19 protein-coding genes are annotated in these 23,288 nt (G+C 71.7%); 7 read left to right on the top strand and 12 right to left on the bottom strand.

What is annotated here, in order from left to right; translation table 11 throughout:
- Nucleotides 1-54: 54 nt before the first annotated feature.
- Nucleotides 55-1,818 (bottom strand): FAD/NAD(P)-binding protein, encoded by a 1,764-nt coding sequence (locus ACFVYF_RS30575; protein WP_389460540.1) that lies wholly within the window; start codon nucleotides 1,816-1,818, stop codon nucleotides 55-57.
- Entirely contained in the window at nucleotides 1,815-2,660 is an 846-nt protein-coding gene (locus tag ACFVYF_RS30570; RefSeq protein ID WP_389460538.1) for an amino acid ABC transporter permease, read from the bottom strand. The genes ACFVYF_RS30575 and ACFVYF_RS30570 overlap by 4 nt, the downstream gene beginning before the upstream one ends.
- 517 nt (nucleotides 2,661-3,177) lie before the next feature.
- On the opposite strand from ACFVYF_RS30570, the gene ACFVYF_RS30565 reads away from it, so the two are divergent.
- Entirely contained in the window at nucleotides 3,178-4,140 is a 963-nt protein-coding gene (locus ACFVYF_RS30565; RefSeq protein WP_389460536.1) for an ABC transporter substrate-binding protein, read from the top strand.
- A 124-nt stretch (nucleotides 4,141-4,264) separates the two neighbouring features.
- On the opposite strand, the gene ACFVYF_RS30560 is transcribed toward ACFVYF_RS30565, so the two are convergent.
- Entirely contained in the window at nucleotides 4,265-5,461 is a 1,197-nt protein-coding gene (locus ACFVYF_RS30560; RefSeq protein WP_389460534.1) for a DUF5685 family protein, read from the bottom strand.
- Between the two features lie 323 nt (nucleotides 5,462-5,784).
- Here ACFVYF_RS30560 and ACFVYF_RS30555 point away from each other — a divergent pair, with 323 nt between their 5' ends.
- Nucleotides 5,785-6,222 carry a cell division protein SepF gene (locus ACFVYF_RS30555; protein ID WP_389460532.1) on the top strand — a complete coding sequence of 146 codons (438 nt, stop codon included), beginning with the start codon at nucleotides 5,785-5,787 and terminating at the stop codon, nucleotides 6,220-6,222.
- Between the two features lie 45 nt (nucleotides 6,223-6,267).
- Here ACFVYF_RS30555 and ACFVYF_RS30550 read toward each other — a convergent pair whose 3' ends face one another.
- The gene (locus ACFVYF_RS30550; RefSeq protein ID WP_389460531.1) at nucleotides 6,268-7,458 is read right to left on the bottom strand and encodes an acyl-CoA dehydrogenase family protein; all 1,191 of its coding nucleotides are present in this window, start codon (nucleotides 7,456-7,458) and stop codon (nucleotides 6,268-6,270) included.
- Between the two features lie 137 nt (nucleotides 7,459-7,595).
- Nucleotides 7,596-9,218, bottom strand: a complete 1,623-nt coding sequence (locus tag ACFVYF_RS30545; protein ID WP_389460529.1) for an MFS transporter — start codon at nucleotides 9,216-9,218, stop codon at nucleotides 7,596-7,598.
- Nucleotides 9,219-9,663: 445 nt separating this feature from the next.
- Here ACFVYF_RS30545 and ACFVYF_RS30540 point away from each other — a divergent pair, with 445 nt between their 5' ends.
- Nucleotides 9,664-10,689: a phosphatase PAP2 family protein gene (locus ACFVYF_RS30540; protein WP_389460527.1), complete on the top strand. Its 1,026-nt coding sequence runs from the start codon at nucleotides 9,664-9,666 to the stop codon at nucleotides 10,687-10,689.
- A gap of 108 nt (nucleotides 10,690-10,797) precedes the next feature.
- Here ACFVYF_RS30540 and ACFVYF_RS30535 read toward each other — a convergent pair whose 3' ends face one another.
- Nucleotides 10,798-11,013, bottom strand: coding sequence for an I78 family peptidase inhibitor (locus ACFVYF_RS30535; protein WP_389460526.1), 216 nt, complete (start codon nucleotides 11,011-11,013; stop codon nucleotides 10,798-10,800).
- Between the two features lie 404 nt (nucleotides 11,014-11,417).
- Here ACFVYF_RS30535 and ctaD point away from each other — a divergent pair, with 404 nt between their 5' ends.
- Nucleotides 11,418-13,148: a cytochrome c oxidase subunit I gene (ctaD, locus tag ACFVYF_RS30530; RefSeq protein ID WP_389460524.1), complete on the top strand. Its 1,731-nt coding sequence runs from the start codon at nucleotides 11,418-11,420 to the stop codon at nucleotides 13,146-13,148.
- Here the strand turns inward: ctaD and ACFVYF_RS30525 are convergent.
- From ACFVYF_RS30525 to ACFVYF_RS30505, 5 genes are all read right to left on the bottom strand, one after another.
- Nucleotides 13,057-14,067, bottom strand: coding sequence for a helix-turn-helix transcriptional regulator (locus ACFVYF_RS30525; RefSeq protein ID WP_389460522.1), 1,011 nt, complete (start codon nucleotides 14,065-14,067; stop codon nucleotides 13,057-13,059). The genes ctaD and ACFVYF_RS30525 overlap by 92 nt on opposite strands.
- Before the next feature lie 98 nt (nucleotides 14,068-14,165).
- Nucleotides 14,166-15,017, bottom strand: a complete 852-nt coding sequence (locus tag ACFVYF_RS30520; protein ID WP_389460520.1) for a hypothetical protein — start codon at nucleotides 15,015-15,017, stop codon at nucleotides 14,166-14,168.
- Nucleotides 15,017-16,285, bottom strand: a complete 1,269-nt coding sequence (locus ACFVYF_RS30515) for a glycosyltransferase family 4 protein (protein ID WP_389460518.1) — start codon at nucleotides 16,283-16,285, stop codon at nucleotides 15,017-15,019. The genes ACFVYF_RS30520 and ACFVYF_RS30515 overlap by 1 nt, the downstream gene beginning before the upstream one ends.
- 152 nt (nucleotides 16,286-16,437) lie before the next feature.
- Nucleotides 16,438-17,709: an ABC transporter substrate-binding protein gene (locus tag ACFVYF_RS30510; protein WP_389460516.1), complete on the bottom strand. Its 1,272-nt coding sequence runs from the start codon at nucleotides 17,707-17,709 to the stop codon at nucleotides 16,438-16,440.
- Between the two features lie 5 nt (nucleotides 17,710-17,714).
- Nucleotides 17,715-18,299 (bottom strand): hypothetical protein, encoded by a 585-nt coding sequence (locus ACFVYF_RS30505; RefSeq protein WP_389460514.1) that lies wholly within the window; start codon nucleotides 18,297-18,299, stop codon nucleotides 17,715-17,717.
- A 121-nt stretch (nucleotides 18,300-18,420) separates the two neighbouring features.
- Here ACFVYF_RS30505 and ACFVYF_RS30500 point away from each other — a divergent pair, with 121 nt between their 5' ends.
- Genes ACFVYF_RS30500 through ACFVYF_RS30490 form a run of 3 tightly spaced genes read left to right on the top strand, consistent with a single transcriptional unit; the run spans nucleotide 18,421 to nucleotide 22,675 of the window.
- On the top strand, nucleotides 18,421-18,903 hold the full coding sequence (locus ACFVYF_RS30500; protein WP_389460512.1) for a hypothetical protein: 483 nt from the start codon (nucleotides 18,421-18,423) through the stop codon (nucleotides 18,901-18,903).
- Complete coding sequence (locus tag ACFVYF_RS30495; protein WP_389460510.1) at nucleotides 18,903-21,932, top strand: ATP-binding cassette domain-containing protein; 3,030 nt, start codon at nucleotides 18,903-18,905, stop codon at nucleotides 21,930-21,932. Before ACFVYF_RS30500 ends, ACFVYF_RS30495 begins: the two co-directional genes overlap by 1 nt.
- On the top strand, nucleotides 21,929-22,675 hold the full coding sequence (locus ACFVYF_RS30490; protein WP_389460509.1) for an ATP-binding cassette domain-containing protein: 747 nt from the start codon (nucleotides 21,929-21,931) through the stop codon (nucleotides 22,673-22,675). The genes ACFVYF_RS30495 and ACFVYF_RS30490 overlap by 4 nt, the downstream gene beginning before the upstream one ends.
- On the opposite strand, the gene ACFVYF_RS30485 is transcribed toward ACFVYF_RS30490, so the two are convergent.
- On the bottom strand, nucleotides 22,563-23,240 hold the full coding sequence (locus ACFVYF_RS30485) for a transglycosylase family protein (RefSeq protein ID WP_389460507.1): 678 nt from the start codon (nucleotides 23,238-23,240) through the stop codon (nucleotides 22,563-22,565). The two genes, ACFVYF_RS30490 and ACFVYF_RS30485, sit on opposite strands and share 113 nt — an antisense overlap.
- Nucleotides 23,241-23,288 lie beyond the last annotated feature (48 nt).

Here is a 23,288-nt window from a genome sequence, read left to right as displayed (position 1 = left end):
CTGGGCGTGGGTGTGGGTGGCTGCGGTCGCGCCGGGGCGCGGAGGAGGAACGCGTCAGGCCGCGACGCGACAGGAGATCGCGCGCAGGAACGCCAGTGCGGCGCGGGCCGTCGCGTCGTTCTGCCGGAAGGCGGGGCCGCCGGTACGCGGCCGGGTGAACGCGCCGGACCCCCGGGCGTCGGTGTGCGGGCCGAGCGCGAAACGCCGGGGGTGCGGGGTGCCGGAGCGGTCCAGGACGCGGCCGTCGGCGGGATCCACGGCGAGCAGTCCTTCGGGGGTCGCGGCGGCTCCGTCGGCGTACAGCTCCGCCAGCAGCGTGTCCCGGGTCCGCTCGACGGTGGGGTGCGGCAGCCGCGCCTCGACGAGGGCGCGGGCCTCGATCGTGGCGCCGGGCACGGTGACACTGCCCGCCCGGAAGACCCCGTCCTCGGCGGTGACGGTCATGCCGGCGCCGACGAACCTGAGGATCCCGGCCCGCGACAGGGCCTGCATCTGCCGCAGCCGGGGTCCGGGCGGCCCGGACGCCATGAAGCTGAAGAAGCCGTGCCACCAGGGGCCGATGTCGCCGAGCCGCACCAGCTGTCCGTAGACGGAGAGCAGACCGAGGAAGACGGCCGAGTCCGGGCTGTGCGCGGGGTCGTGACGCCGGGTCAGGTCTCTCGCGATGTAGGCACGCAGCCCGTCCTGGAGTTCCTCGAACGAGGTGTGCCGCACCCCGTCCAGCGGGTGGTCCAGCGCGGCGAGGTCGAGCCGGTCGGCCGGGTCGGGCACCGCCGACGCCACCAGGGCCTGGATCTCGGCGCCGTCACCGGCCGCGTACTTCTCCTCGAAGTCCGCCCAGGCGATCGCCGTCCGCTCCGGGTGGGCCGTGAACAGCCGGTGGTAGTGGGCGAACCCGAGCTCCTTCTCGACCAGCGGCCAGACGTCCCGCCGGAAGTCGAAGCCGCCCGGGCGGGCGAGCAGCGCCTCGGTCTCGGCGGGCCCGAAGAACCGTGGCAGCGGCGGCCGTTCACCCGTCCAGTCGTAGCCGATCTTGGAGTGGTAGGGCACCCCGCGCCGCGAGCCGACGTACAGCACGGGCTCACGCCCGGACGGCACGTACACGTCTCCCTCGTGGCGCCCGCCGCGGCCCTCCGTCAGCAGCACCATCAGGTCGACGAAGGCGAGCCCGAAGCCGCGGACGAGGACCGGTTCGCCGGGTGCGAGCGCGGACAGATCGCTGTCGGCGGTGAAGTCCGGCGGCAGATGCACCAGGCGGTGTTCCCGCGCGTAGGCGCCCAACGCCCGTTGCTCGTCGTCGAGTTCGGCGTCCAGGTGGCCGAGGGTCAGCACGACGAGGTCGGCCACGAGCGGTTGGGCCCGGCCCTCCAGCCACACCTGCTGGCGGCCCTGACGGGAGCCGCTGACCCGCAGGGCGCGGCGGGCGTGATGGCGGACGGTGATGTCCGGCGGCAGGGCGGCCACCGTCCGCTCGTACACCCAGCGCAGATACGTGCCCTGCCGCTGCCGGTCCGCGAAGCTGCGCCCGTCGAGGGCGGCCCACTCGTGCAGCGTGGGCCCTTCGAGGACCGGGCCGGCCATGTCCACCGACTCGTCGGTGAACATCGTGACGTCCTGGGCCTGCGAGTTCATCCACAGCAGCGGCGACTGCTCCTCGCGCCAGATGCGCCCGCCGCCCGGCGGATAGGGGTCGACGAGATGGATGTCGAGGCCCGAACCGGCGTACAGCTCGGACGCGTTGGCGGCGATCCGCTCCAGCAGACCGGTCCCCCGCGGCCCGGCCCCCACGATCACCAGCGTGGGGCGCCCGGTACTCATCGGCGGTTCTCCGCACCGCGCGCGTAGTACTTCTCGACGTAGTACTGGCCGACGCTGAGCACCGAGGTGACGATGACGTACCAGAGTGTGGCCACCATCAGGAGCGGGATGACCTGGTAGGTGCGGTGGTAGACGAGCTGCACCGAGTAGAGCAGGTCCTGTACGGCGATGACGCTGACGATGGAGGTGCCCTTGAGGGTGCCGATCAGCATGTTTCCGGCCGGCGGCACGATGGAGCGCATCGCCTGCGGCAGCACGATCTTCGACCAGCGGCGCAGCCGGCTCAGCCCCAGCGCCTGCGCGGCCTCGATCTGGCCGCGGTCGACGGAGAGGATGCCGCCGCGCACCACCTCGGCGGCGTACGCGGCCTCGTGCAGGGTCAGTCCGACGATGGCCACGGTGACCGGGCCGAGCAGATTCACCGTCTTCACGCCGAGGATCTGCGGGTACAGCGCCCCGATGTTGAACCAGAACAGCAGCTGCACCAGGATCGGCATCGACCGGAAGAGCCAGACGTATCCCCAACTCACCGCACGCAGCACGGGGTTGGCGGAGAGCCGGAACGCGGCGAGCAGGGTGCCCAGCGCGAAGCCGAGCACCATCACGAGCGCGGTCAGCCAGAGGGTGAGCCAGAGACCGCGCAGGACCGAGGCCGAGGTGAAGTAGTCACCGACGACGTCCCACTGGAACGCCTTGTTGCGGGCGACGGAGTTGACGGCGAGTCCGAGCAGGACGAGGACGACGAGGGCCGCCGCCCACTGGCCGGGCCGGCGCCGCGGGACGATGCGCAGCGGCTCCGCTTCGTGCGGTGCGCTCACCTTGGTGGCGGTGTCGGAAGACATGCGAAGGCTCCCTGACGCGTTGCGTCGCTGGGTGTCCCCTGCTCGGAACGGGCCGAGACTCTCGGGGAGGGTGATGCCTTCACACGGAGGCGTACGGACAACAGGGGCCGTACGCGTCACAACAGGGCGCCGGAAGACGCCGTACGGCCGAGCCCCTCAGCACGACCGTCCGTCGAGAGTACGGGGGCGTTTCCCCTCACTGTCAAGGCTGTCCACACTGTGAGCCGTTCGTCTCAGGTCAGTTGACGAAGAAACGGATGCCTGTTCCACTTGGCCCATGCATCCGCAGCAGTGGCTGGTCAAGCGCTCCCACATCGACTTCGGTCGAGTGTGGTCCTCTTCCTGTTGAGCTGACCTCCGGCGCCCCTTCCTGCGGGCGCCTTCTGCGTTTCTCCGGCGCCTGAGCGCCGTCACCCACGCCTTCACACGCGTATCGCGCCTCCCCTCCCCTCGCGCACCTCGGCTCACGCTGCCTGCCTTCTGCCTGCCTTCTGCCTGCTCAGGAGATCCGTACGCCATGAGTACGTCCTCGCGGCCCCGTCGCCGCCTTTTCATCCCTTTTGCCCTGATCACCTCCACCGCGCTGCTGCTCACGGCGTGCGGTTCAGGCGACTCGGGGAGCACGGGCGCCGGCGGTGGTGATGCCCGGGCGGCGGGCGTCAGTGACGGGATCCCCACCACGGACGTGGTCTCGTCGGTCAAGAAGAACGCGGCAGCGGCCAAGTTGGTGCCGTCCGGTGTCCACAACCTCACCGCCGCGATCAGCGTCTCCGGCCAGCCGCCGGGCACCTCCTATCTGGAGGACGGCAAGACCCTGGCGGGCCAGGACGTCGACTTCGCCGAGGCGGTCGCGAAGGCACTCGGCATCCGGCTGAAGCACGAGGCCGCGAGCTTCGAGGCGATCCTGCCGGCCCTCGACAGCGGCAAGTACGACTTCGGCGCCAGCAACTTCGGGGTGACCGACGAGCGCCGCAAGACCATCGACTTCGTCACCTACATCAACGACGGCCAGGGCTTCGCCACCCGCACGGACAGCACGCTGAAGAAGGTCACCGACCTGAAGCAGCTGTGCGGGCTGAACGTCGCGACCACCGCCGGCACGACCTTCGAGGCGACGCTGGAGGCGAACAAGAAGGTCTGCGCGGACGCGGGCAAGAAGGCATACAAGGTGCAGACGTACAGCGAGCAGGGCGCGGTCTGGTCGTCGTTGCAACAGGGGCGCAGCGACATCGTGATGAGCACGATCAACGGACTGCGCTACGCGGTCGCCCACCAGGAGGGCGTGAAGTTCCTCAACGAGTTCCACCGCCTCGACGTCGGCTTCGCCTTCAAGAAGGGCACGAAGCTGGCGCCCGCCTTCCAGGCCGCGGTGAACGGGCTCATCGCCGACGGGACCTACCAGAAGATCCTCAAGAAGTGGGGGACCTCCGGCTCGGGGATCGACACGTCGCAGATCTCGCCGCCGGAGATCAAGGACTAGATTCCGTCAAGCCCGGGTTCCGTCCCGTACGGGTGGCGGGACGGAACCCAGCCTTCACGGTCAGGCCCCCGGCAGCCGGCTTCCCGGCCGCCGGCTCCCGGACCCGCCCGCCACGCTCTCCCGGTCAGCAGTCGCAGCAGGAGCAGCACTCACAGCATTCGCAGGCCTCACAGCAGTCGCAGCCATCGCAGTCGCAGTTGTCGCACCAGCCCTCGCGCCGCTTCCGCGACCACGCGCCCTCGTACTCGTCGGCGCAGCACACCTTGCAGGTGCAGCACAGCCCGATCGCCACCGCGCAGCCCGCAAGGAAGCCCCGCTTGTCGGGGCGCGGGGGCTCACCGCCGTACGGATTCCGCGGATCGTGCGGGCTCCCCGGGCTGTGCGGGCCTTGCGGCGCGTACGGCCCCGGCTGCTGCGGCGGCCCGAAGGCGCCCTGCGTGCCGTGCGCGCCCTGGCGGGAACAGGCCTCCGTGCCGAAGGCCCGGTCCACCGACCGCCCCAGCTCGTGCGCGAGCAGCACGTGCGCCAGCTCGGCGTCGGTGAACTCCGCGTCGCGCAGCGCCAGCCTGATCCCGTGCAGCGCGTCGTCGGCGAGCCGCCGTGCCTCCACGAGGGAGGTACCGGTAGCCGTCAGCGGGTTCCACGCACCCGACGCGGCGTCAGTTTCCCTGTCCTCCACGGCGTCCAGCAGATGCGCGAGCCGGCCGAAGAGGCGGCCGGCCTCCGCGAGGGGCGCCGCGTTGCCGGGCCGCCCGGCGAGCACGGCGGTGTGCGCGAAGGCCGCGGCGGTCGCGGTCTCGGTCGGCTCCGTGACCGTCAGCAGCGGTGTGCCGGGCCCCGCGAGCGCCTCGACACCGACCTGCCGGTCCACCGCGTCGACGAGGACGGCGGTGTCGAAGCCGACGTCGGAGCCGGTCCGCGCACCGGCCCGGCCCCAGCTCGCGGCGACCCGGCGAGCGGCGAGCGCCACGGGCCTGCGCGCCAAGAGCCCGTCCTTGTCGGCGACATGGTCACGTACCTTCGCCGAGGCCAGCACCAGCGAAACGGCCGCCGCGAGCCGCGCGCCCTCCCCCTGCGCGACGGACGCGGTGCGCATTCCGCGCAGCGGACAGGGCCCGGCGGTCCGCCGCCCGCCCGCCGAAGGCGCCGCCTGAGCCTCCGTCAAAACCGATATCAGCAGCCCGTCGTAGTTGGTCACGACTCTGGCGAACTGCCCGTGATCCCCGCGCAGCGCGAGGCAGAGCCCGCACAAGTGCGCCATCCACTGCGTTTTCAGACCCTCCGTCAGGCGATGACGACAGGGCCGCACGATTCCGAACACGACATTCCCCCGTGGCTCGTACGACGTTGAGCCGCACCCCGGCTCGACCGCGCCGGAGGCGAACCGGAGGACAGAGTAACGACCCCTCCGTTCACCCGTACGCCCCGACCGTCACCCGGACGCCGTGAAGAATCATATTTCACTCCTAGTCAGCAGCGGTTTACAGCAGGACCCTTGGGAAACGCGGGCTCTCGACGGATTCGCTGTGCACCAGTACCGTCACGAAACCCCCGCGCGGCGTCTAACCACTTGGCGCGACCTCCGCATCATGGACGACCATGGGGATGCGGACGTAAGAAAGACCGCTGTGAGAGGAGGCGTCCATGGGATCGGTGCGCAAGGCGAGTGCCTGGCTTGGCCTCGTCGACGACAACGATGACGAGCGTTACTACGACGACGACTACGCCGAGGGACAGGAGTCCGGCGAGGCCTGGGTCACCGACCCGCGCGTGAAGGTCGCTTCCGAGACGGCCGAGGAGAAGGGCCGGCGGATCGGCACGGTCACCCCGGACAGCTTCCGGGACGCACGCGGTATCGGTGAGCTGTTCCGGGACGGCGTCCCGGTCATCATGAACCTCACGTCCATGGAGCCCGCCGACGCCAAGCGCGTGGTGGACTTCGCGGCCGGCCTGACCTTCGGCCTGCGCGGCACGATCGAGCGGGTCGCCAACCGGGTCTTCCTGCTGACGCCCGCCAACACGGAGATCGTCAGCGGCGAGGCGCCCAGCCGTCACTCGGACGGTTTCTTCAACCAGAGCTGAGGCAGGGCCGCTCACCGGCGCCGCCTTCCGGAACTGCCGGACCGGCTACCGGAAGGCGTCGAGACCGGTGAGCGCCTTGCCCAGCACCAGCTGGTGCATCTCGACGGTGCCCTCATAGGTGAGCACCGACTCGAGGTTCGTGGCGTGCCGCATCACGGGGTACTCGAGCGAGATCCCGTTGGCACCCAGGATCGTCCGCGCCGTGCGGCAGATCTCGATCGCCTCCCGCACGTTGTTCAGCTTGCCGAAGCTGACCTGTTCGGGGCGCAGCCGGCCCGCGTCCATGCGCCGCCCGAGATGGTGGGCGAGCAGAATCCCCTTGTGCAGCTCGACGGCCATGTCGGCGAGCTTGGCCTGGGTGAGCTGGAAGCCGCCGATCGGCCGCCCGAACTGCTCGCGCGTCTTCGCGTACTCGACGGCGGTCTCGAAGCTGGACCGCGCGGCGCCCATCGAGCCCCAGACGATCCCGTAGCGCGCGTGCGAGAGGCAGCTGAGCGGCCCCTTCAGCCCGGTGACCGCCGGCAGCACCGCGTCGGCGGGCAGCCGTACGTCGTCCAGGACCAGCTCACTGGTGACGGACGCCCGCAGCGACCACTTGTGCTTGATCTCGGGCGCCGAGAACCCCGGCGCATCGGTGGGCACCACGAATCCGCGGATCCCGTCGTCGGTCTGCGCCCACACGACGGCGACCCCGGCGACGGACCCGTTGGTGATCCACATCTTCCGCCCGTTGAGCACCCAGTCCCCGCCGTCGCGCTTGGCGTAGGTCCGCATGGCGCCCGGGTCGGACCCGTGGTCGGGCTCGGTCAGCCCGAAGCACCCGATCACCTCTCCGGCGGCCATCGAGGGCAGCCAGCGCTGCTTCTGCTCCTCGGAACCGAAGCGATGGACGGCGTACATGGCGAGCGAGCCCTGTACGGAGACGAGCGAGCGGATCCCGGAGTCGGCGGCCTCCAGCTCCAGACAGGCGAGCCCGTACTGCACGGCACTGGCCCCCGCGCACCCGTACCCCTGGAGCGACATCCCGAGCGCCCCGATCCCGCCGAGCTCCCGCGCCAGCTCCCGGATCCCCGGCAGCTCCCCCTTCTCGTACCACTCGGCGACATACGGAAGCACCCGGTCCGCCGCCCAGCTGCGCACGGTGTCGCGGATCGCCAGATCCTCCGCTTCCAGCAGATCGTCGAGCCCCAGCGGATCTGCGGGATCGAACGACGGCAACGTCGAGGACGCGGACATGGCAGAACCTCCGGCACGCGAAAACTAGCAGCGTTAGTTACGGCTTCGAGCCGACGTTACGAGCCAGTCTCCCGCAAGTCCAGAGCCCGGACCCACGACCCCTCGGGCGCCGATGGTGGTGCGCCCCCGCTGGGGGCCTAGGCGGACACGCGGGTCTGCCGGGACCGGGACTCGGCAGCCTCCCGGGGCGCCGGCACGTCGGAAACGCCCGCCGCAGGCGCCTCGCAATCCATCACCCGCGGCAACCGCAGCGCCATCACCGCCCCCAGCAGCAACAGCCCCGCGCTCACCAGCAGAGTCACATGCAGCCCGTGCACAAAGGAGTCCCGCGCCGCGTGGCGCAGCGCCGCCCCGGGCGCCCCACCGAGCCGCCCGGCCACCTCGTACGCCTCGCCCAGCGAATGCCCCGCGGCAGCGGAGTCGGCCGCCGGCACCCCGGGCACGGACGACAGACCGGGCGCGTACGCCGCGTTCATCACGCTGCCGAGCAGCGCGATGCCGATGCCGGCGCCCAGCTGATAGGAGGTCTCGCCGATCGCGGCGGCCCCGCCGGCCTGCGCGGCCGGCGCCTCGCTGAGCATGGACTCGTACGCGCCGAAGAGCGTGATCTCCAGGCCGAACCCGAGCAGGACGAAGCCGAAGAGCAGCAGCCCGGTGTTGTCGTGGCCGCCCATCGCGGTGAGGGTGACCACCGCGGCCGCTGTGACACAGAACCCGAAGCAGACCATCGTGCGCGGACCGAACCGCCGCAGCATGTTCGCCCCGGCGAGGCCCGCCGCCATCGCCGCGACGGTGAGCGGCAGCAGCCGCAGGCCCGTCTGCAGCGGCGAGAGGCCCAGCACCAGCTGGAGGTACTGCGCGGCGATCAGTTCGAGGCCGACCAGCGCGAGCATCGCGAGCACGATGCACCCCACCGACGTACTGAACGCGGGCCGCGCGAACATCCGCAGGTCGACGAGCGGGTGCTCACGGCGCCGCTGCCGTCGTACGAAGCCGGCCAGCAGTGCGCCGCCCACCACCAGCGGCACCAGCGTGACGGGGCTGAGCGGCGCCTCTCCGCCGCCGAGGCGCTTGACCGCGAACACCATGCCGAAGAGTCCCGCGGCGGCCATCAGCGCGCCGACGACGTCCCAGGGGCCGTTGCGGTCACCGGTCGACTCGGGCAGCATCCAGCGGCCGACCGGCAGACTGACCAGCATCAGCGGGATGTTGACGAGGAAGACGGAACCCCACCAGAAGTGCTCGAGCAGGAAGCCGCCGAGCAACGGGCCCACGGCCGCACCCACGGCGGCCACGGCGCTCCAGATACCGATCGCGAGGGCACGCTCGCGCCGGTCGGGGAAGACCTGGCGCAGGATCGAGAGGGTCGCGGGCATGATCATCGCGCCGCCGACGCCGAGCAGGGCGCGCGCGGCGACCAGCACCTGCGCGGTTTCGGCGAGGGCCGCGATCCCCGAGGCGACGCCGAAGAGGGCGTAACCGAGGAGAAGGATCCGTCTGCGGCCCACGCGGTCGCCCAGCGTGCCGAAGAGGATGAGCAGCGAGGCGCAGACCAGCGGGTAGACGTCGACGATCCAGAGCAGTTCTATCGCGCCGGGCCTGAGGTCCTCGGTGACCGCGGGCACCGCGACATGGAGCACGGTGGCGTCGACGGCGACGAGGAGCAGGCTGGCGCACAGCACCACAAGGACGACCCAGCGGTTGGCACCGGCCCCGGCCTCCCGACGGCAACGCGCAGCGGCCGTGGTCGTCCCGGACATGTACTACCTCCCAGATGTTCCCTCGCGTTCGGCGGATCCGCTGGGTGGGGACTCCCTGCGGCTGCGGCCGGGGAGGAGCGGTCTCTCCCGGCCCACGCAACAAAGGCGAGTGAGCCGTCAGCGTACGCGAGTCCTCCGGCGCGTCACGTGGCGGACCTCTCACGTTTCCCCCAGGGGTGTGTGGCGTGCGCCACACGCTTTCATGATCGACTCCGCCGGGGCCGGTGAGCGCCCGGAGAATTCGCCCCCAGCATTCGGTGAACGAATTCGTAAGGGGGAATAAACGGCGACTCCAAATGATCAATGGAATTGAAGGCCGGCGGCGTCCATGAATAGGCAAACCACAGAAATAAACCTGCCGCTGAGAGCAATCCCACATCACATCGTCATCACAAAGCCAGTGAATCGGGCGGGAACAGAGCTCACTCGCTGTAACGTCGATTGAGTGCGTACCGAACGAAACCTCACCCGTCTGGACCGGGTCTTCGCCCGGCTGGACCGTGAGCCGGAACGACCGGCCAACATCTTTGTGCCAAGGATGAGCCGGCACAGGGTCGTGCTCCTCGTAGCCACCCTGGCCTTCTACCTGGCCATCGTGTGGGCCGTGGCGGTCACATCCTGGCTGGTCCGGTTCGACTGGCAGGTCATGTTCTTCCGCCCCTACCAGCAGTGGCCGGAGATTCACGCGTTCCTGGACTACTACGTGGTGCTCGGCCAGCGCGGCCCCACCGCCGTGATGGTCTGCGCCTGGCTGGGCTGGCGCTCCTGGCGCCAGCACACGCTGCGCCCGCTGCTGACGCTGGGCGCCTCGCTGCTGCTGCTGAACATCACGGTCGGCGCCGCCAAGCTCGGCATGGGCCGCCTCGGCCCGCACTACGCCATCACCATCGGTTCGAACGAGATGGGACTCGGCGGCGACATATTCCCGTCGGGTCACACCGCCAACGCCGTGGTGACCTGGGGAATCCTGGCCTATCTGGCCTCGACCCCGCGGGCCAGGCGCTGGCTCTCCGCCCTGTCCGCCGTCACCTCGCTCGGCGTCGGCCTCACCACCGTCTACCTCGGTACGCACTGGCTGAGCGATGTGCTCCTGGGCTGGGCCGCGGGTCTGCTGATCCTGCTGGCGCTGCCCTGGTTCGAGCCGCTGATCGCCCGCGCCGAGGCCTGGATCTTCCGCCTGCGCGACGCCGTACGCAGCCGTCGCGGCCGTACCGTCCCCGCTCCGGCCACCTCGCCGGTCGGTGCGCCGGTCATGGCCACGCAGCCCGCCTCCCCGGACGGGGAGGTCCCGGCACGCGAGGCGGTGGCCGCCGCCCGCTCGCCCCGGGCGCCCGCCTACCTGGCCCCGGGCCCGCACACGACCCGCTCGGAGCGCACGCCGGTCACCCCGGTCGGCAGCCGCCGGCCCCCGCACTCGGACCGCACGCCGCGCGCCGCGGGCACCTCGGCCCGCCCCGTGACGGGCAACTGAACACCTGAACCGCGGGGCCGGTACGCACACCTCTCCCCGCACCACGAAGGCCCCCGGATCCTCTCGATCCGGGGGCCTTCGCCGTACGTACGCCGGCCCTTGTGCCCGTCAGCCCTTCCAGCAGCGGGTCACCGTGCCGTCGGCCACCTCGAAGTTCAGCCGGCCCACGCGGTACTCCATGGTGATGATCGCGCCCGGCGGGAGCGAGCGCACCGTGGACCAGCCGCGCTCCCGGGCACGGCGCTCTGCGCTGGTGGCCTCGAGCCCGACGTAGGTGTCCGGGCTGTCCTCGGGCTCTGCGGGTGGGGTGGGAATGGGTGCCATGCCGGCCACGTTAGGCGCCGGACCGCGGCCGGGGAAGCCCGGACCCGCCACCATGCGTCACGCGTCCCCCTCCGGTCACGCTTCTGTCACAGGATCACGACACGCGTTTCGGCCTAACTCCGTCACACGTACGAGCGGTTCCGACCGTGTCCCGCACGACTTCGCGACTAATTCCCGGCTAACTTGACCGCGCCTCGAATTGCCCGGTGGAAAGGGCTACCACCGCCATACGACAGCGCCTTGTCCGGCCGAATCCGGGGCTGCTCACGGAAGCTGACGCCGCATAGGAAATACACGGTTCCAGCACAGAACCCCCGCACGCCCTCTGTCGGAGCGCGGGGCGACGCGAGCATCATGGCGTGAGCTTCAGCAGGCCCGGGGCGCGACGAGCGAGGGGGCGAGCGATGGGTACGGACACCGCGCAGGCGGCGGCCCGGCCGGTACCGCAGAAGCGGCCCGGCCGGCTGATCGTGGACTGGCTGACCACCACCGACCACAAGAAGATCGGGCATCTCTACCTGATCACGTCGTTCGCCTTCTTCCTGATCGGCGGCCTCATGGCGCTGCTGATGCGCGCCGAGCTCGCCCGGCCGGGCCTGCAGCTCATGGACAACAACCAGTTCAACCAGCTGTTCACCATGCACGGCACGATCATGCTGCTGCTCTTCGCGACCCCGACCTTCGCGGGCTTCGCCAACGAGATCATGCCGCTCCAGATCGGCTCCCCGGACGTCGCCTTCCCCCGGCTGAACATGCTGTCGTACTGGCTGTTCCTCTTCGGCGCCCTGATCGTCCTCGGATCGGTGCTGGTGCCCGAGGGCCCCGCCAACTTCGGCTGGTTCGCCTACGCCCCGCTCAACAGTCTGGAACGCTCGCCGGGCATCGGCGCGGACCTGTGGATCATGGGGCTCGCGCTGGCCGGCTTCGGCACGATCCTCGGCGCGGTGAACTTCATTACGACGATCATCGGTATGCGGGCCCCGGGCATGACGATGTTCCGGCTGCCGATCTTCACCTGGAACGTCCTCTTCACGTCGATCCTGGTGCTCTTCGCCTTCCCGGTGCTCGCGGCGGCCCTGCTGTGTCTGGAGGCGGACCGGCGGTTCGGCTCGGTGGTGTTCGAGGCGGCCAACGGCGGGGCGCTGCTGTGGCAGCACCTCTTCTGGTTCTTCGGGCATCCCGAGGTCTACATCATCGCGCTGCCGTTCTTCGGGATCATCACGGAGATCATCCCGGTCTTCAGCCGGAAGCCGATCTTCGGTTATCTGACGCTCGTCGGCGCGACGATGGCGATCACCGGTCTCTCGGTGGTCGTGTGGGCGCACCACATGTTCGCGACCGGCGCGGTGCTGCTGCCGTTCTTCTCCTTCATGTCGTTCCTGATCGCGGTGCCCACGGGCGTGAAGTTCTTCAACTGGACCGGCACCATGCTCAAGGGGTCGCTGTCCTTCGAGACCCCGATGCTGTGGGCGACCGGATTTCTGGTGTCGTTCCTGTTCGGCGGGCTGACCGGCGTGATCCTGGCCTCGCCGCCGCTCGACTTCCATGTCACCGACACCTATTTCGTCGTGGCGCACTTCCACTACGTGGTGTTCGGCACCGTCGTCTTCGCGACCTTCGGCGGCTTCTACTTCTGGTGGCCGAAATTCACCGGCAAGATGCTCGACGAACGGCTCGGGAAGATCCATTTCTGGACGCTGTTCGTGGGGTTCCACACGACGTTCCTGGTGCAGCACTGGCTGGGCGCCGAGGGCATGCCGCGCCGTTACGCGGACTATCTGGCCGCCGACGGTTTCACGGCGCTCAACACCGTCTCGACCATCGGCGCCTTCCTGCTCGGCATCTCGACGCTGCCGTTCCTCTACAACGTCTGGAAGACGGCCAAGTACGGCACGAAGGTCGACGTGGACGACCCCTGGGGCTTCGGACGGTCCCTGGAGTGGGCGACCTCGTGCCCGCCGCCGCGGCACAACTTCGTCACACTGCCCCGGATCCGCTCCGAGGCCCCGGCGTTCGACCTGCACCATCCGGAGTTCGCGGCGATCACTCCGCCGCAGACCCGCTCCGGCCAGGAGAAGAGCCCGCAGATCCGCTTCGGTCAAGAGCGTTCGTCAGACGGTCCCGGGCCGTCCTGATCGCGTCGATGAGCCCGGCCGGCTCAAGCACCTCGAACTCGAAGCCCATCAGCATCACGTGAATCACCATCACGTCCAGGCTCGCCGCCCCCGTGCGCAGCAGGCAGCTCCGCTCGCCCTCCGCCTCCAGCGTGCCGGCGGAGGGCGAGACGCGGTCTGCCGCCTTCTGGAGCGGCACATGCAGCCGGATCACCGCGTGCGAGGCGTACGCGCGCGTGGAGACACCTCGGGAGACATAGGCGGCCAAATCCTCGGCGGGTGGTGTACGGGGCGCGAAGCGGGGTCCGTGCGGCGGCGTCGGCGTGATGCGGTCCACCCGGAACGTACGCCAGTCGTCGCGGTCGACGTCCCAGGCGACCAGGTACCAGCGGCGCTCGGAGCACACCAGGCGGTGCGGCTCGGCGGTGCGCCGGGTCGACGAGCCGCCGTGGTCGCGGTACTCGAAGCGCATCCGCTCGAAGTCCCGGCAGGCGTTGGCGAGTTCGGTGAGCACCTCGGGGTCCACGGCGGACGGCTGAGCGGCGCGCAGCATCGGCACCGTGAAGTCGTTCAGGGCGCCCACGCGGCGGCGCAGCCGGTGGGGCAGGACCTGTTCGAGCTTGGCGAGGGCGCGCACGGAGGTCTCTCCTATGCCCTCGATGCCCTGCCCGGCGGACTGGCGCAGCCCGACCGCCACGGCCACGGCCTCGTCGTCGTCCAGGAGCAGCGGCGGCAGTTCGGCCCCCGCGCCGAGCTGATAGCCGCCGCCCGTGCCCGGGCTGGCGTTGACCGGATAGCCGAGCTCACGCAGCCGGTCCACGTCCCGGCGGATGGTCCTTGCGGTGACACCGAGCCGGTCCGCCAGGTCCGCGCCCGACCATTCGCGGTGGGCCTGCAGCAGTGACAGCAGGCGCAGCAGCCGTGCCGAAGTCTCCAACATGAGGCCGAGTCTGCCAGGCCCTGCGGACAGCAACTGTCCGCAAGGGTGCCCCGGCGTCGGTTCGCGGCAGCCTCCGGCCGACGGCAGCCGCGAGTTGTTCAGGCCGTCGCGGTGACCGGCTCCTCGGGTCTCTCGGTGACCGCGACGGACAGGTCGTTGTCCCGTGTGTAGTACGGCCAGGCCGCCGCCGGGCCGTACTCCGTGGTCAGAGCGACCTTCGGGTAGGTGAAGATCGGCTTCTTGTCGGCGATGTCGTCGAGCAGCCGCGCGATCCTGACCCGCGGCCCTGACTCCCCCGCCGGCCGCAGCCAGACATCCCAGACCCCCGGCGCCAGCGTCCCGTACCGGACCGTGAAGGTGAACTCGGCCTGTTCGGCGGTCACTTCGGTCCGTACGACGAGCCCGCCCGGTGACCGGCCGCGCAGCTCGACGTACGCGTCGGGGCCGAGTCCGGTGCCGAACACCCGGGCCCGCACTCCCAGTTCGCCCTCTTCTATGCGCAGTTCACCGGCCTCGGCATGCGGGGCGCGCAGCCAGCTGCGGACGGTCAGATTGCCGTTCTTGGTCGCGTACGGGATGCGTACGGCGACGTGGCCGCGGGAGCCGCTCGGCATCCGGTCGACGAGGGAGCGCAGGTCGTTGACGCCGGGCACCAGGCGCTGCGGCTCACCGCCGGCGACCTGGGCGTAGGCGTCCCAGCGGCCCTCGGGCAGGGCGACGCTGCTGGGCAGCGCGGCCCGCAGCCGGCCGTCCGCGGCCGGGGTCAGCGGCAGGCTGACCTCCTCGTGGCCCTCGCGGCGGCGCAGCACCAGGAGCGCGTCACCCGGCTCGCCCGTCTCCGTGATGTCGAAGGTGAGTCCACCCGCGGAGTCGGCGATGCAGTCGGCACGCGGCGGCATGGCGGTGTCCTCGTCGGAGTGCTGGTGCGTGGTCCCCGGAGCCAGCGTCATCACGCGGTGCGCCCCTTCTTCTGTGTCGTGCGTCCGGCATCCCGAACCGCATACGCGCCGCCGAGCAGGGCTCCGCGGGTGCGGTGCAGCGACCCGCGCATCCGGCCGCCGAGGGTCGAGCCGCCGCGGGTGGCGAGGCCGGAGAACATCGACTCGTAGCGCTCGGCGATCCTGGCCGGGTCGAAGCGCGCCGAGTCCCTGAGCGCGGCCTCGGCCATCTGCAGCCGCAGCGCGTCGTTGTTGATCAGCTCCAGCAGGCCCTGGGCGATGGCGTCGGCGTTGCCGACCTCGACGAGCCGCCCGTCCACGCCGTTGTCGATGATCTCGCCCGGGCCGTGCGGGCAGTCCGTGGACACCACCGGCAGGCCGCAGCGCATGGCCTCGACGATCGTCATGCCGAAGGACTCCAGGCTGGAGGTGACGGCGGCGATGGAGCCCTTGGCCCACTCCGGTTCGATGGGGTTGGCCGGGCCCATCAGATAGACGTGGTTGTAGAGGCCGAGCTCGTCGATGAGCGCCCGCAGCTTGTCCTTCTGCCGGCCGCCGCCGTAGATCCGCAGGCGCCAGTCGGGCCGCTGGGCGCGCACCCGGTCGAAGGCCTTGATCAGCAGGTCGTAGCGCTTCACGGGGGCGAGCCGCCCGGCAGCGACGACCCACTTCCCGGAGCCGTCCGCGGGCTCGATGCCGGGCGCGGGCACGGAGTTGGGCACGGCCTGCACCCGGACGCCGGGCAGCCGCATCCTGTCGCGGTACGCGCGGGCGTCGGCCTCGGTGGTCGTGGTGAGCGCGTCGAGGCGCGGGTAGACGGCGCGCAGCTCCCTGCGCAGCCCCGGCGAGTGGCTGTCGAGCGTGAGGTGCTCCTGGCCGACGCGGAGCGGTCCGCGCCGGGCCTGCCGGGCCAGATGGACGTTCAGGCCGGGCCGGGTACCGACCACGACGTCGGCGTCGACCGCCGCGAGGTGCTCGGCGATCCGCCGGTCGGTGAGCGCGTTGTACTGCCCGTAGCGGCCCTCGCCGCGTGGGAAGACCCGGGCCGGGCGGTGGTAGTCGGGGTCCCCGCCCTCGTATCCGGCGGTGTCCTCGCGGATGTCGACGAGATGCCGCAGCCGGATGCGCGGGTCGGGCGCGAAGACCGGCTCGTCGCGGTGGCGGAAGACCGACACGATCTCGACGTCGTGCTGCTGGGCCAGGGTGTTGGCGAGGTTGTACGTAGTCCGAATCGTCCCCCCGATTCCATACGCGTTGTGTATCAAGAAAGAGATATGCATGCGTCCCCGAATCCCCTGTTTCCCCGTATCGTCCGCCTACCGCATGGTTAGACCATCGACTACCGGCATGGGTTGGGCACCATCACCATCTTGTTCCCCAAAGGTTGCGTTATCGGAAGGCGACTTCGGGAACCTTTCGGCCACTGCTCGCATCAAGGGCTGTACGACAGCTGCGGCACCTCGAAACAGGTGCTGTTCATGTCGCCCTGGGCGACCCAGCCCTGACCGTCTTTCCAACGGGCCACCGACACGCACGTCCTGCGGGTCCTCGGGGGCTGTGCCAGGTGTTCGTAGGTGACGGGAAGCAACAGTCCGCCGGCCGTGTACGGGCCGCCCTCGTCCAGGAAACCGTCGACACACGCGCGCGTGACGCCCGTCGGCGCACAGGCCCGTGCCGCGTCCGTGAACCACATGGCGGCCGCCCAGCCCTCCAGCTGCCACTGGGAGTGCGTGGTGAGGCTCTTCGTGGCCTCGCGGAACGTCCGTACGGCCGGGTGCCCGGTGTCCTCGTAGTTGCGGCTGGAGCCGGTCGCCCACAGGGCGTTGCGGCAGCGCGGCGAGTCCTTGTAGTCCTCGGGGACGGTGGACGTCCAGTTCTGCACATTGGTGACCTTGGCGGTGACCTCGGCGCCCACCGCGTCCATCGCCTTGCACAACTGGGCGTTGCCATGGGTGTCGAGAGCGTCGAAGACCAGGTCGGCACCCTGCTCCTTCAGGTCGGCCGCGGCGGCACGGAAGTTGGGCAGCGCGAAGTCGACCTGCTCGGTGACGACCCGGTAGCCCTCGGCCTTCAGGCCCCGGGCGACGAGCCGGGCGTAGGCGGCCGACGCGGACTGGTTGTAGGAGACGACGGCGGCCGTACGGGCGCCCTGTTCGCGCTTGAAGTAGCGGTAGACCTCGATGCCGCCGTACAGCTTCCCGTCCCAGCCCGGCGTGCCGGTCCGGGGCGCGAGGCTGCCGTAGATCCCGTAGAGGTGCGGGTAGGTGTCGTACGCGGGTCCGATCGGCTGGCCGCCGATGTCGGGCACACGCGCGTGGGACACGCGGGCGGCGCCCGCGTAGTCGAGGGCGGTGGTCGCGACGAATGCGACGACCTTGTCCTCGTCGACGAGCCGGTGCACGCACTCGTTGTTGCCGACGCCGCTGCCACCGTCGTCGCAGGTGCGCACCTCGACCCTGCGCCCGGCGATGCCGCCGCCGGCGTTGAGCCGGTCGAAGTAGGCCTTCGCGCCGTCGCGCGGCCCGGTGAACGCGGAGCCCCCGACCGGGCTGGTGACGCTGGTGACGATGCCCACCCGGATCGGGGCGGCCTGCCGGCCAGTGGGCGTCGGCCGGTCCTCGAAGTCACTCTCCGGGAGGCGGCTGCCGCAGGCCGTGCCCACCAGGAGCAGCAGGCCCGCGGCGAGGGCTCCCTTGCGGCGCACGCCGGTCAGCAGCCCGGCCCGGGGGACGCGTTGCCACTCAGCTGGACCAGCGCGCAGAGCGTCTTGACGGACACCTTCCAGGTGCCGTCCTGCTCGACGGACGTACCGGACGCCCCCGGCAGGGCCGTCGCGCCCTTGAGGGTCAGTGAGTACGTCACGTCGGCCCCGGTGGGCGAGGTGAACTCGACCTTCTCGACCTTCGCCTTGACCTCCTCACCCCGCTTGTCACCGTTGAAGCTGTCCAGGACCTCGGTCATCTTGTCGCCGTTCTCCAGGACGGCCCGTTTGTCCTTCGCGGAGACAGCCGGGTCGAAGAACTTCTCCCAGTTCCGCGTGATCTCCTGCTCGGCCGCCGCGGGATCGGAGGGAGCCGTCGGGCTCGCCCCGGCTTTGCCCGGCTTCTCCACCGGGGGTGTGGGCGGCGCCGTGCTCCCGCCACCACTGTCGTCGCTGCATCCCGTGAGGGCCGGTCCGAGGGCCAGCGCGGCGACGGCGGCGGCCACCGCCACCCGCCATGGCCTGCCGGTCCGCTCTCCGGGGCCGCGCCCCCGCCTGCTCTTGCCCTGCCTGAGGTCGCTCCCGAGAACCATCTGGCTCACCACCGGGTGTCGGACCGGGCCAGGTGCGCCCGGTGCTTTCAGGGTCAGCTTGCAGAAGGCATAGTGCAAGCCATTGGCTGACATGGACAGACACACGACGTGGGAGCCCCGGATGCGGACTGCTCGACTGCGGACTGTGCACCCCGCCCTCTGGGCCGGGTGGGCCGCGCTCGCCGCCGGAGCGGTGTTGTGCGTCATCGGCTGGTACGGCATCTCGGGCGAGCGGTACGCGGAACGGCAGTTGCCGTATCTGGCGTCCTGCACGGTGCCCGGAGCGGCGCTGATCATCGCGGCCGCGGTGCTGCTCACCCACGGCAGGAGCGCCCTGGCCGCGGCACGGGTGGAGGAGCTGTTCGGCCTGCTGGTGGCGGCCGGGCCCGCGGACGTGGACGAGTCCGGGCAGGCGGCTCACGCGCCCGTCGCCGTGAGCGACGAGCTGCTGATGGTGCCGGGCGGGACGCTCTGGCACCGCGCGGACTGTCCCCTGGTCGCCGGGAAGGCCGAGGCGGTACCGGCGGACGCGGAGGTCCTGGCGCGTGGCGACCTCGGCCCGTGCCCGATCTGCGAACCGTCCCCGGCCGCCCGGGGAGACTGATGGCGTCCCTGACGTACGACCTCACGCTCGCGGGGCTCTCGGTCGGCAGTGCGGCCGCCCTCACCGGGATCGGGCTGATCGTCACGCACCGGGCGACCGGTGTGCTCAACTTCGCGCACGGTGCGATCGCGATGGTGTGCGCGTATCTGCTGCGCCAGTTCACCGTCGAGTGGCACTGGCCGCTTCCTGTCGCCGCGGCCGTCGTCCTGCTCGTCGTCGCCCCGGCCACCGGCCTGGTCCTGGAGCGCTTCGTGTTCCGCCCGTTGTCCGTCCTCGGCGGTGATCCGGCACAGACGCTCGTCGCGTCCATCGGCGTCTTCGTGCTGCTGGTCGGCGGGGCCGCTCTGGTCTGGGGCCCCGGAGCGCGCGCCGACGTGCCGACGCTGGTGTCCGCGGATCCGTGGGGGCAGCTGGCGGTGGCTCTGCTGCTGGCGGCGGCCGTCGGGGCGGTCACGCGCTGGACCCGGTTCGGCAGGGAGTTGCGGGCCGTCGTCGACGACCGCTCGCTCGCGGTGCTCGGGGGCATCGACGCGGACCGGGTGGCCGCGGCCGGCTGGGCCTTCGGGTCATTCACCGCGGGCCTGACGGGCGTGCTCCTCGCACCGTACGTGCGCCTCGACCCGTACGGCATGCCGCTCCTCGTCATGGAGGTGATGGCGGTGGCGGTGGCCGCCCGGATGCGCAGTCTGCCGGTCGCCGTCCTGGTGGCGCTGGGCATCGGGGTGGCGCAGAGCCAGCTGACCCGGCTGCATCCGTCGGGCTGGGCCGAGCCGCTGCTCCAGGCCGTGGGCGCGAACCTCTTCGTGGTCGCGCTGCTTCTCGCCGCGCTCGTCCTGCCCGGCATCGGCACCCGCGACGCCCTCCCCCGCGCCGCCGCGCCCCGGACGGCGCTGCCCTCCGGCGGCCGGATAGTGGCGGTGGTCCTCTTCCTTCTCCCCCTCGGCTTCGCGGGCTCGGACCTGCATACGTCGGTCCAGGTCCCGGCGCTCGCGGTGGTACTGCTCTCCCTGGTCGTCGTGACGGGCCGCGGCGGCCAGCTCTCGCTGGGGCAGGCGGCGTACGCCGGTCTGGGCGCCCTGTTCACCGCGCTGCTCGCGGCGGGCCGCTTCCCGGGCCTGCCGGAGCTGCCCGAACTCGCGGCCCTGGCCGTTGCCGTCCTCCTGGTGGCCCCGCTGGGTCTGCTGACCGGCTGGCCCGCGATCAGCCGGCACGGGCTCGCCCTCGCGCTGGCGACCTTCGCGGTGGGGGTCGGCGTCAGCCGCTTCGTCTTCGCCCAGCCGTACGCGACGTCGGGACTGTCGCTCGGCCGCCCGGCGGGCTTCGAGGGCGACCGGGCGTACTACGTCCTCGAACTCGCGCTCCTGGCCGGGGCGTTACTGGCGGTGACCGCGCTGCGCCGGGGTCGCACCGGCCGGGCGCTGGCGGCCATGCGCGACCACGAGTCGGGGGCGTCGGCCGCGGGGGTGCCCGTCCCGGCGCTGAAACTGACGGCCTTCGTGGCCGGCGCCGCGCTGGCGGCCCTGGGCGGCGGTCTCCTCGGCATGGGCCTGCGCGCTTTCGACCCCGGCGCCTTCGACCCCGTCCGCGGCCTCCTCTGGTTCGCCGCGGTCGTCGTCCTCGGCGCCGACAGCGTGCTCGGGGCGCTGCTGGCGGCGGCGCTCCTCGTGGGGCTCGACGCGGGAGCGCGGGGCGGGGTGGCGGCCGCGCTGATCGGCTTCCTCGCGGTCTTCGTCGGGCGTTTCCCCGCCGGCCCCTACGAGGCACTGCGCACGGCGGCCGGCCGCCCGCGCCGCGAGTCGGCCCTCACGCCGCTGGGGGTCCGGGTGCGCGAACGACTGCGGAACGCTGACACGACGGCGCCCCGGATCCGGCCCGCTGCGGCGGGCGCGACGGCGCCACGGATCCGGCCCGCTCCGGCGGGCGCGACGGCGCCGACGGGCGCGTGGACGGGTACGGCAGGTACGGCGCGTGCGCTGCGTGCGCTGCGTGCGCTGCGTGCGCCGAGCGCGCCAGGTGCACCGGGAGCGCCGAGTGAACCGGGAGCGCCGAGTGCGCCAAATGCGCCGAGTGCGCCAAATGCGCCGGGTGCGCCAAATGCGCCGGGGACGATCGGCGTCTCGCGCCGGGACACACTGGCGCGTACCCCGGCGGAACGGCCCGCGCCGCCACGGAGCGCGAACCCTACGCCCCCGCCGCCCGGCACCCCTGCCGCCCCGCCCCCAACTGCCCTTCCGCACAGGCGAGTCACCGCGCCGCCGAGCCCCGCCGCCCGGCCCGCGCGGTCGGCGGCGGCACGCGATACGCGCGCCCCTGTCGCACCGGGACCGGCCCAGGACGCCCTCACCCCGCTGCTGAGGGCCCGGCACCTCCACGTGGCCTACGGCGGGTTCACGGCGCTCGACGGGGTCGACCTGGATGTGCGTGCCGGGCGGATCACGGCGGTCGTGGGCCCCAACGGAGCGGGCAAGAGCACCCTGTTCCACTGCCTCGCCGGAACGCTGCGTCCCACGCGCGGACGGATCCTCCTCGGCGAGCGCGACATCACGAGGCCGGCCGCCCACGCGCGGACCCGGCTCGGCATCGCGCGCACCTTTCAGCAGCTGGCCGTTTTCCCGTCGTTGACGGTGGCCGAGAACGTCCGGGTCGGCGCGGAGCAGGGCCGGGTCGTCGATCCGGCCGCCGTGGAGCGGGTGTTGCGGCTGCTCGGGCTCGACGGTCCGGTGCGGTCCCGTCCGGCGGCGGGGCTGCCGACCGGGACCCTGCGCCGCGTCGAGCTGGCCCGCGCGCTCGCGGGCAGCCCGCGCGTGCTGCTGCTGGACGAGCCGGCCGCGGGACTCGACAGCGCCGAAGTGGCCACCCTCAGCCGGGTGTTGCGGGCCCTCGCCGCCGACGGCATGGCCCTGCTCGTCGTCGAGCACGATCTCGACCTGGTCGCGGACCTGGCCCACACGGTGCACGTCATGGCGGCGGGACGGATCGTCACGTCGGGGCCCGCCGGCCGGGTACTGGACACGGCGGGTGAGGCATGAGCATCGCCCTGTGCCACGCGCGCGTGCGCTACGGCCCCCTGGAGGCACTGCACGGCGTGTCCCTCCTCGCGCCCGGCCCCGGTCTCACCGTGCTGCTCGGCCGCAACGGCTCCGGCCGTACGACCGCGCTGCGCGCCCTGGCCGGCTCCGTCCCCCTCTCCGGTGGCGCCGTCGTCTGGGACGGCACCGACGTGACCCGCCTGCCGGCGTACGAGCGGGCCCGGCGCGGCTTGTGCCTGGTTCCGGAACGGCAGGCCGTCTTCGACTCCCTGACCGTGCGCGAGAACCTCGAACTGGCGGCAGCGCGGCGGACCACGGCCGCAGCCTTCGAGGCGGCGCTCGACGCCTACCCCGCCCTCGAACCCCTGCTTCTCCGTCGCGCGGGCACCCTCTCCGGCGGCGAGCAGCGCATGCTCGCGCTCTCCCGGGTTGTGCTGGCACGCGCGCGCGTGGTGCTCGTCGACGAGCCGGCGCAGGGCATGTCACCGGCGGTCGCGGCACGGACGTACGAGCTGCTGAGCGGTCTCGACGCGTGCGTGGTCGTCGCGGAACAGCGGCTGCCGCCCGGACTGCGCGCCACGGCGCCGGCGACGACGTACGTCCATGAACTGCGCCGCGGGACGGTCGTGTTCAGCGGAGAGGCGGCCGAGGCGGCAGAGGTACGGACGACGGGCCGGGCGTCCGGGGCGGGCCGAAGCGGGCACGGGCCGTCGCCAGGACGCGGCCGGAATCCTTTGGGATGAGCAGCATCGTGCCGATGTTCAGCCGGTCCGGACGGCTCCCGATCATCTGCCGGTTGGCCCGGTAGAGGGCCTGCCAGCCGCCCTTCAGGGCGTACTTGCGGGCGATCGACGACAGGGTCTCGCCGGCCTTCACCACATGCACCCGGCCCGCGAGCGCGTACCGCTTGGAACAGTCGGGCCACGCCTCCCACCCCTGGACGGCCAGGACGTTCTTGGCGACCTTGATCTGCTCCTCGCGCGTGGCCAGATCGGCACGCGGGGCGTAGGCGAGTCCGCCGAACTCCTTCCACGTGGGCTGCCAGAACTGCAGTCCCCCGTAGAAGCCGTTTCCGGTGTTCGCGTTCCAGCGGCCGCTGCTCTCGCACTCGGCGAGACAGCCCCAGGGCCACTGGTCCGTCGCACAGTCGTACGGTACCCGCGCTGTCTGCGGATCCGGAAGCGGTGGCGGTGGCACGGCCGTTGCCCGCGAGGGGGCGAGGGCGGCGAGGGCGGCGGCAAGCACCGCCGCGTACCGGACACGCCGGAGCGGAAGGAGAAGCGACGCGAGGGACGGGGCGGGGTACATCGGCCCACGCTAAGCAGCGTGGGCTCCGGGGCCCGCGAGCCGCGCCCG

Source organism: Streptomyces sp. NPDC058274, from assembly GCF_042881375.1.
Taxonomy (GTDB): Bacteria; Actinomycetota; Actinomycetes; order Streptomycetales; family Streptomycetaceae; genus Streptomyces.
Note: the sequence above shows the minus strand (reverse complement) of the source record. Positions and strands in the feature narration are given on the sequence as shown.